This is a genomic window from Micromonospora sp. RTBAU3-60 (assembly GCF_054963695.1).
In genome coordinates, this window is sequence record NZ_JBUEGB010000079.1 from 20,342 (window position 1) to 27,412 (window position 7,071).

General features: G+C 71.9%; 8 protein-coding genes. 4 read left to right on the top strand and 4 right to left on the bottom strand.

Features of this window, described 5'->3' with window-relative positions; genetic code table 11:
- Together ACY34I_RS35505 and ACY34I_RS35510 are read right to left on the bottom strand one after the other, a co-directional pair.
- On the bottom strand, positions 1 to 996 hold the full coding sequence (locus ACY34I_RS35505) for a carbohydrate ABC transporter permease (RefSeq protein WP_462759527.1): 996 nt from the start codon (positions 994 to 996) through the stop codon (positions 1 to 3).
- A complete protein-coding gene (locus ACY34I_RS35510; RefSeq protein ID WP_462759528.1) occupies positions 993 to 2,282 on the bottom strand; it encodes an ABC transporter substrate-binding protein in 1,290 nt (429 codons plus the stop codon). Before ACY34I_RS35510 ends, ACY34I_RS35505 begins: the two co-directional genes overlap by 4 nt.
- Before the next feature lie 283 nt (positions 2,283 to 2,565).
- On the opposite strand from ACY34I_RS35510, the gene ACY34I_RS35515 reads away from it, so the two are divergent.
- From ACY34I_RS35515 to ACY34I_RS35525, 3 genes are all read left to right on the top strand, one after another.
- Positions 2,566 to 3,243 carry a VOC family protein gene (locus ACY34I_RS35515; RefSeq protein ID WP_462759529.1) on the top strand — a complete coding sequence of 226 codons (678 nt, stop codon included), beginning with the start codon at positions 2,566 to 2,568 and terminating at the stop codon, positions 3,241 to 3,243.
- Positions 3,244 to 3,459: 216 nt separating this feature from the next.
- Complete coding sequence (locus tag ACY34I_RS35520; RefSeq protein ID WP_370518040.1) at positions 3,460 to 3,864, top strand: RusA family crossover junction endodeoxyribonuclease; 405 nt, start codon at positions 3,460 to 3,462, stop codon at positions 3,862 to 3,864.
- 46 nt (positions 3,865 to 3,910) lie between these two features.
- Entirely contained in the window at positions 3,911 to 4,186 is a 276-nt protein-coding gene (locus ACY34I_RS35525; RefSeq protein ID WP_148801638.1) for a hypothetical protein, read from the top strand.
- Positions 4,187 to 4,299: 113 nt separating this feature from the next.
- On the opposite strand, the gene ACY34I_RS35530 is transcribed toward ACY34I_RS35525, so the two are convergent.
- Positions 4,300 to 4,992 carry an AMIN-like domain-containing (lipo)protein gene (locus ACY34I_RS35530; RefSeq protein WP_462759530.1) on the bottom strand — a complete coding sequence of 231 codons (693 nt, stop codon included), beginning with the start codon at positions 4,990 to 4,992 and terminating at the stop codon, positions 4,300 to 4,302.
- A gap of 120 nt (positions 4,993 to 5,112) precedes the next feature.
- The gene (locus ACY34I_RS35535) at positions 5,113 to 6,045 is read right to left on the bottom strand and encodes a rhomboid family intramembrane serine protease (RefSeq protein ID WP_462759531.1); all 933 of its coding nucleotides are present in this window, start codon (positions 6,043 to 6,045) and stop codon (positions 5,113 to 5,115) included.
- 217 nt (positions 6,046 to 6,262) lie between these two features.
- On the opposite strand from ACY34I_RS35535, the gene ACY34I_RS35540 reads away from it, so the two are divergent.
- On the top strand, positions 6,263 to 7,071 hold an 809-nt coding region (locus tag ACY34I_RS35540; protein WP_462759532.1), incomplete at its 3' end, for a hypothetical protein.

Sequence of the window (7,071 nt, forward strand, 5' to 3'; positions counted from 1 at the left end):
TCAGCGCCTCTCCCCGTCGTCGCTGCCGGGGGCAGCGGTGCCGAACAGTTTCACGAAGACGAAGGCGATGATCGCCACGGCGATGAAGATCAGCACCGACATCGTCGAGCCGATGCCGAGGTTCAACCCCCGGATCAGGTTGTTGTAGGCGAGCATCGACACCGACGAGGTCTCGTTGCCGCCGGCGGTCAGGATGAAGATGTTGTCGAAGACCCGGAACGCGTCCAGGGTGCGGAACAGCAGGGCGACCAGGATCGCCGGCTTCATCACCGGCAGCATCACCTTGGTGAACCGCTGCCACGCCGTCGCGCCGTCGGTGGAGGCCGCCTTGAGCAGATCCTCCGGCACCAGCGCCAGGCCGGCCATCAGCAGCAGCGCCATGAACGGCGTGGTCTTCCAGATCTCCGCCAGCATGATGATCGCCAGCGAACTGGCCCGCTCGGTCAGCGGCGCGCTGCCGTCGAACAGGTTCGCCAGGTAACCGGTGCCCGGCGTCCAGGCGTACCGCCAGGAGAACGCGGCGACCACCGTGACGATCCCGTACGGGATCAGCGCCGCGGTGCGGACGATGCCCCGACCGACCAGCGTCCGGTGCATGATCAGCGCCAGGCCCATGCCCAGCACCAGCTCCACCGCGACGGTGACCACGGTGATCAGGGCGGTCACCCCGAACGCGGTCCACCAGAACTGGTTGGTCAACACGGTCGCGTAGTTCTCCAGCCCGACGAACTCGCGCTGATCCGGGAAACGCAGGTCGAAGCGCTGCAGGGACAACCACACCGAGTAGAGGATCGGGTACGCGGTGACCAGCAGCATCACCAGCGCGGCCGGCGCGCAGAGCAGCAGCCCGAGCCGCCGCTCGGCCCGCTTGTTCTCGCTCAGCGCAGCCTTGGTCCGGCGGCGGCCCCGCTGCGCCGGCACCGCGGCGTGCCGCCCGGCGCCGCGTTCGGCCTCGGCGGCGACGTCCGCGCCGGCCGGGGTGGCGTTGACGCTCACGGGAGGACCCCCTTCGACTCGAGGGCGTCGCCGATGGCCTTGCGCAGCTCATTGGCCGTCTGCTCAGGCCGGATCGCCGACGGCGGCGACAGCATCGCCGACATCACCGTGGAGATGCTCTGGTACGCCGGGGTCAACGGCCGGACGGCCGGCTCCTTCAGCTCCTCCAGGATGGTCTCCTTCATCGGGTACGCCTTGTCCATCTCCGGGTCGTCGTAGACCCGCTCGATGGTCGGCGGCACGCCGTCGTTGACCGCCGAGAACTTCTGGTGCTCGGCGTCACGGAGGCACCGGGCCGCCTCGAAGGACTCCGTCGGGTGCTTCGAATAGGTGCTGACCGCCAGGTTGACCCCGCCGATGGTGACCTTGCTCGGGGTGTGCGCGTCGATGCCCGGCACCCGCGCCCACTTGACCTTCTTCGCCATCTCCGGCGCCGCCTCCTGCATGGCCGGGTAGACGAACGGCCAGTTGACCTCGAAGGCGCCCCCGCCGGACTGGAACTCCAGCCGCACCGGGTCCTCGGTGGCGTTGCTGAACGACGGCGACGTCACGCCCGACGTGGCGAGCTTGCGCAGCTGGTCGAGGGCCTTGACGGCACCCGCGTCCATCGCCGCCCGCTTGCCGTCGTCGCTGAGGATCTTCCCGCCGGCGCTCTCCGCGAGCGTGTTGTAGAGGACGACCAGGCCCTCGTACTGGGCGCCCATGGTGAGCACCTGGTACGGCTTGCCCTGCTCATTCAGCCGCTGGGCGGCGGAGATCATCTCGTCCCAGGTCTTCGGCGGCTCCGGCACCAGGTCGGTGCGGTACCACAGCAGCTGCACGTTGGTGTTCTTCGGCGCGGCATAGAGCTTGCCCTCGTACCGGGCGGTGTCCAGCGGGCCGGCCAGGGTGCCCTGCTCCGCCTCCGCCTTGGCCTGGCCGGTCCACTCCCGAATCCAGTGCGCGCTGGCGAACTCCTGGGTCCACGTGACGTCGAGGCCGAGCACGTCCATCCCGCTGTCCTGCGCGGCCAGCCGACGCACCATCTGCACCCGCTGGTCGTCGGCCTGCCGGGGCAGCACCCGGTAGACGATCCGGTAGCGCCCCTGGGCCTGGGCGTTGCAGTCGTCGACCACCTTCTGCAGGTTCTGCTCCGGCGGGTAGTACAGGTTGATCGTCGGCGTACCGGCGTCTGCACCGGAACCGCACGCGGCCAACGGCGCCACCAACGCCAGTGCGGCGGCTGCCGCCGCCGCGCGCCTGCCGGGCCGCCGCCGCACCGCGGCGTCGCCGGGGTCCCTCGTCATCGCCCTCCCCCTTTCGTCGGCGAAGGCCGGGGAAGTCGCCCGTGCCCCGGCGCACGGCGAGACGGTCGGGGCCGGCCGGCGACAGACCCACCCCGGCCCCAGGCGTTTCGTGCGCCTGACAGTGCCCGACCTGCCACAGCGCGAAACCTGACCGCCACGCGAGGAGCCCGACAGGGGCGTCCTGTGAGCCAGGTCACGCCCTTCCGTCGCTCCCGCGCCATCGGGCGGTGTCGGAGCCGGGCGGCATAGTGGGGGCACGATCGCGAGCTTCAAAGACCTCTGCATGGACACCGCCGACGCCCACCGGCTCGGCGCCTTCTGGGCCGCCATCCTCGACGCGGAACTCGTCGACCTCGGCGACGGCGACACCCGGATCGATCCCCGGACAGCCGCCACCAAGGCCGAGTCGATCTGGGTCAACACGGTGCCCGAACCGCGTACCGGCAAGACCCGGGTCCACCTGGACCTGCGGCTCGCCGAGCCGGAACCGGCCGCGCTGCTGGCCGCCGGCGCGCGGCTGGTCCGCGAGCCGGACGCCGAGATCAGCTGGTGGGTGCTGGCCGACCCGGAGGGCAACCAGTTCTGCGCCTTCCGGCCGCGCGAGGGCACCCGGCCCGGGGTCTTCGAACTGGTGGTCGACAGCGCCGACCCGGGCTCCCAGGCCAGCTGGTGGGCCGGGGTGGTCGGCGGCCGGGTGGAGACCACCGACGAGGGCGCCGCCTCCGTGGTGGGCGCGGCCGGCTTCCCCTGGGATCACTGGGTCTTCGACCCCGTGCCCGAGCGCAAGCGGGTGAAGAACCGGGTGCACTGGGACGTCGACCTGACCGGCCCGGACCCCACCGCGCTGATCGCGGCCGGCGCGACCCTGCTGCACGAGCCCACCGACACCACCCGGTGGTGGGTGATGGCGGACCCGGAGGGAAACGAGTTCTGCGCCTTCCCCTCGCGTCCCAACCAGTGAGCGGCGCACCTACCCAGCCCGCGCCCGCTCCGCTAGCGTTTCACTAGCCCCGCAGCCAGCGCGTTCGCCGTCGACGTCGATACGCCTCCGGCCGACCCAAGCCCGCCCTTTCGGTTGGTTCTCGCGCGAACACGCCTCTGCGGCACCACCGGCTGGGCAGGATCGTCCCAACCGAGGAGGTCCGTCGTGCAGGACACCACCCGCGCTCTCGCCCTGATGTTCGAGGTGAGCGGCCTGCCCCCGGTCAAGACCGAGGCCCTGTCCATCTTCGCCGCCGGGCACCGGCAGGCGGCAAGAGTCCGCGCCCTGCTCCAGGCCGCCTGTGAGGCGGCCCAGCGCACCGGTTGGACCCCGCTCGCCGGCCCGATCGAGGTGGACCTGACCCTGCGCTGCCCGCCCGGGCACCGCACCGCCGACGCCAGCACGCTGCTGGGCGGGGTGTGCGCGGTGCTGCAGGACAAGAAGCGGGTGGCGAACATCGGCCTGGCCCACCTCGGGGTGCTGGTCGACGTCGCCCTCTACGCCGACGACCGGCAGATCCGCCGGCTGTCGTACGCGGAGGAACCGGCGGAGGACTTCTCGTACCAGGTCCGGGTGGCCGCCGTACCGGCGGTGGTTTGACCGACGGCCGCGGTGGGGTATCGCGGACGCCGACGAAGGGAGCAGCATGTCGGAGCCACACGTCACGCTCGACCCGAGCGGGCTCGACCCGGTACAGCAGAAGCTGCGCGGCCCGCTGGAGGATCAGCTGACCTCGGCCCTGCAGGCGGCCACCGAGCGGGTCCGCGCCGGCTACGCGGGCGAACCCGTCGAGGAGGTCTGCCGCCGGCTGCTCGACGAGACCCGCGCCGGCTTGCACCCGGACATCGCCGCCGGCTTCAACCCGGACATGGACGAGTTCTGCCGGGTGGCCGTGGCGATCGTCCGCGGCGCGACGTCCTGAGGCACGCCTCATCCGACCGCGTTGGCCGTCCGGCCGGGCCGTTCGGTGCCGCCCGCGCCGGTCAGCTACCGCCACCCGTCCCCGAGGCGACGTGAGTGCCGCCCACCCGCCGGTCAGCCTCGCCGCACGTCCACCGAGACGACGTGGGTGCCGTCCGGCCGGGTCGACTCGCCCAGCCGCACCGGCGGCCGCGCGCCCGAGGTCTGCACCCCGAGGCCGAAGCTGACGTGTCCCTCGAAGTCCCCGGTGGGTGCCCAGCCGCGCAGCGTCGGGTAGCCGATGGTCCGCGGCGGCGCGCCCACCGTGCTGCGGCCGCCGCTGTCGTGTGCCAGGGCCGGGTCGAAGCGCACCGCGAGGAAGGCGTTGCCGGGCAGGCTCACCGGCACGCCGCTGCCGTCGGACTCCACGCGTGAGACGTATCCGACCTGGTAGGACGGGGTGGGGCCACGGAAGGCGAAGGAGATCCGGCTGAACCCCTCGGCCGGATGGTCACCGGCCTGGATCTGCACCAGGACGGGCAGCGGCTCCCCGGGCGTCGGGGTGACCGGCACCCCGACCTGGTGCGTCACCCGGGCCGGCGAGGAGGGTACCGCCCACCCGTAGGTCACCCGCCAGTCCCCGATGGCGGGGGGCGCGGCGGTCGTGGCAGCCGGGGTGGCGGCGGGCGTGGTGGCGGCGGCGGTCGCGCCGGGCGCGGGCGCCGTCGAGGGCGCCGTGGTCGCGCCGTCGTGGTCGGTCGTCGTCGTGCAGGCCGCCGCGAGCAGCACGACCACGCTGGCCAGCAGTGGTACGCGCTGAGGTGTCATGACTCAGTGTGACGCCGACGGGCAGGCCACCACCACGGCCCGATTGTGCTGTGCGGCGGCCCGTTCGAGCTGCCGCCGGACGGCGCCGAGACAGTACCCGGCCCGGTGCCGTTGCGCTGCTCAGCCGGCGAGGTCGAGCGACTTCGCCGCCACCAGCCCGAGCAGCAGCAGCGTGAGCCCCACCAGCACCGCCGCCTGCACCAGCGTCCGCCGCTTCGCCGGCGCGTACGCCAGCCCGACGGCGGCGGCGCCGCCGGCCAGGAGGCCGCCCAGGTGCCCCTCCCACGAGGTCCAGCCGGCGGAGAAGACCATCCAGATGAGGAACGGGATGATCACCCGGTTGGGGTCGATCGGGCGGTGGTGCAGCCGCCGGGTCAGCACGAAGTAGCAGCCGGCCAGCCCGTAGACCGCGCCGGAGGCGCCGACGGCGGCCTGGTGCGGGGAGACCAGGAAGACCAGGACCGACCCGCCGAGCGCGGACAGCAGGTAGACGGCGAGGAAGCGCACCGCGCCGAGCCGCTCCTCGATGACCCGGCCAAGCACCCAGACCCAGTACAGGTTGAACACGATGTGCAGGATGCCGAGGATGCCCTGGGTGGGCAGCAGGTGCAGGAAGGCGGAGGTGATCAGCCGGTACCACTCGCCGTGCGCGATCCCGATCAGCTGGTATCCGTCGTAGGCGCCGCCGTCGTCGACGTACCGCTGGCCGGCGTCGTCGACCAGCCCGGTGCCCAGGCTGTCGAACTGGTCGAGGATCGCCGGGTGGACCAGCTCGGCCAGGTAGGCCAGCACGTTGAGCGCGATGAGCACGTACGTCACCACGGTCCGGGTGGTCACCCGGCCACCGAAGACGGTGCGGGCCTGGCGGACGGTGCGGTTCTCGTCGCGTATGCACTCCGGGCAGCGGTGCCCGACCGGCGCCTCCCGCATGCAGTCCGGGCAGATGGGGCGGTCGCAGCGGGTGCAGCTCAGCAGCGTCTCCCGCTTGGGGTGCCGGTAGCAGGTGGCGGTCGCCTCATCGCCGGAGGGCTGGCCGGTGCTGATCGTGTCCATGAGGTGGGGGTCTCCCCGGGTCGTTCGTGGCCGACGTGCCGCCGAGCCTCCGGCCGTCGGCCGGAGGCTAACCAACTTGATTAGGAATCGTCGGTGATCATAGGTTAGCCGTGTGGACGGTGGCGCTTCGTCTTTGGGCTGGTTCGGGGGAGATTCCGGTGAGGTGGGCCGGTCGTGATCGCGGGTTCTCCTGGATCGATGTCGAGGCGATGAGCCGGTGACCGGGAAGCTGCCGCTGGCTGAGGGCGAGACTTCCCGCACCGCTTGCGCCCGCACGTTGCTCCGATCAGGGGTGGACGAGGAGAGCGGTGAGGTCCTGTCGCAGGCGGTGCTTGCGCAACGGATCGGCTGGTGTGCCGATCTGGTGGCGGGGATGGTCTCCAGCCTGTTGGCGGAGCGGTGGAACTCCGTGGATGCGGAGGTGTTGGCCTCCGGCGTGGACGCTGGTGGCCGGAAACTTCCGTCGAACGCGTGGATGGCGCTGCGACGCTTGGGCTGGACGATCGCCACGCCGGTGGGTGTGAGGGTCAATGACCGGATCGTGCGGATGGCGCAAGAGCAGGCGGGGCGCGCACTTCGCTCGGCGTCGTGGCGTGCTGACCTGACAGCCGGGGTCCTGGCGACCTGGCCGGCCGATCCGCATAAGCGCACCGCGCAGGAGTGGGAACAGGTACGCCAGGCGGTTCCGGGCGGGGAGCATCTACCGTCGAGCATTATCAAGTCCCGCACCCGGCAGGCCGCCAGGTTCCATGCCGCCCATGGCCGTCTGCCGGTAGACGTGTTCGAGCTCGAAGGCGTCCCAAGGGTCGCGCGGATGCTGCTGCTGGCCGCGTGTGACCGGCAGCAGGCCACCATCGAACGCAGCGACACCAACCCGGGCAGGGTGTTGCTGCGGTTGCAGTTGCCCACCCGCCCAGATCCGCGAGCCTATGCGGATTGGACGTGGGTGGCCTGTCCGATCATCCTGCCGCCCACGGTCCCCGCGGGCGCGGTGGTGCACCTGCCCACCCTGCGCGTCACCGGCCG